Here is a 1,450-nt window from a genome sequence, read left to right on the forward strand (position 1 = left end):
GCGCCCCCCGGAATTCGGTCTCGAGGACGTGCTCGCGAGGGCGCGGGCGCTTGCCGACAAGCCCTATGTCGCGCCGGTCAGCAATCTGCCCGACGTCTTCAGCAAGATGCAGTTCGCCGACTACCAGAAGATGCAGCCGCGGCGCGAGCGCTTCGCCTGGATGGAGCTCGGCACGCCTTTCAAGCTGGCGTTCTACCATCAGGGCATGCATTTCAACACGCCGGTCCGGATCAACGAGATCGTCAACGGCGCGGTGCAGGAGATTCCCTACGACGCCTCGCGCTTCGACTTCGCCGACCTGCATTTCGACCGCGATGCGACGAGCAAGCTCGGCTGGGCAGGCTTCAGGGTGGTCTATCCGGTCAACCAGCAGGGCAAGCTCGACGAGATCATGAGCGTGCTGGGCGCGAGCTATTTCCGCGTGATCGGCAAGGGGCAGATCTATGGCCTTTCGGGGCGCGGTCTCGCCGTCGACAGCGGCCTGCCGATCGCCGAGGAATTCCCGGCCTTCCGTGAATTCTGGCTTCGCCGCCCCAAGCCCAAGGACAAGCAGCTGACGTTCTACGCGCTGATGGACTCGCCGCGGGCTACCGGCGCCTATGAGTTCACCCTGTCGCCGGGCTCCGATTCCGTGCTGGGCGTGCGCGCGCGCGTCTTCATGCGCCAGGGCGCGTCGCCGAAGGTCCTCGGCATCGCGCCGCTGACGAGCATGTTCCTCTTCGGCCCGAACCAGCCGTCGCCGACCTATAATTTCCGGCCGGCTATCCACGATTCCAACGGCCTCGCCATGCGCGGCGGTGACGGGAAGTGGCTCTGGAGCCCGCTCGGCAACCCGCTGGGCAAGGTAGCCGTCACCGATTTTCCCGCCGAGAACCCGAAGGGCTTCGGCCTTCTCCAGCGCGGACGCGACTTCACGCGCTATGAGGACATCAAGGACCGCTACGACCTGCGCCCCAGCGCCTGGATCGAGCCGACGAACAACTGGGGCAAGGGCAGCGTACGCCTGGTCGAGATCCCGACCGCGGACGAGACCAACGACAACATCGTCAGCTTCTGGGTTCCGGAGAAGATCCCGGCGGCCGGCGAGCCGATGCAGTTCGATTATCGTATCCACTGGACGATGGACGAGCCCGCCATCCTGAACGACGGCACCTCCTTTGTCTGGCAGACGATCCGCTCGACCGGCGAGTTCTACCAGTCGAACCTCATCCGGGCCGGCGACGGGACGATCGCCTTCCTCGTCGACTTCAAGGGCCCGTCGCTCCGCAAGCTGCCGCCGCAGGCCCAGATCACGGCTGAGGTCAGTGCCAACGACAATGTCGAGATCGTCGGCACGGAGCTGCAACCCAATCCCGCGATCAAGGGCTGGCGCCTGACCTATCGGGTGAAGGTGAAGAACCCGGGGCTGACGTCCGAGCTGCGCGCCGCGTTGAAGGAGGGCGATCGCACG

The 1,450-nt window shown here is 65.5% G+C and carries 1 protein-coding gene; it reads left to right on the plus strand.

Going from position 1 to position 1,450, the window contains the following annotated elements:
• A partial coding sequence (locus ACIPIA_RS16220) for a glucan biosynthesis protein G (RefSeq protein ID WP_400511005.1) occupies positions 1 to 1,450 on the plus strand: 1,450 nt, incomplete at both ends.

The sequence above is a fragment of the Allobosea sp. CER48 genome, from assembly GCF_044752385.1.
Classification (GTDB): Bacteria; Pseudomonadota; Alphaproteobacteria; order Rhizobiales; family Beijerinckiaceae; genus Allobosea.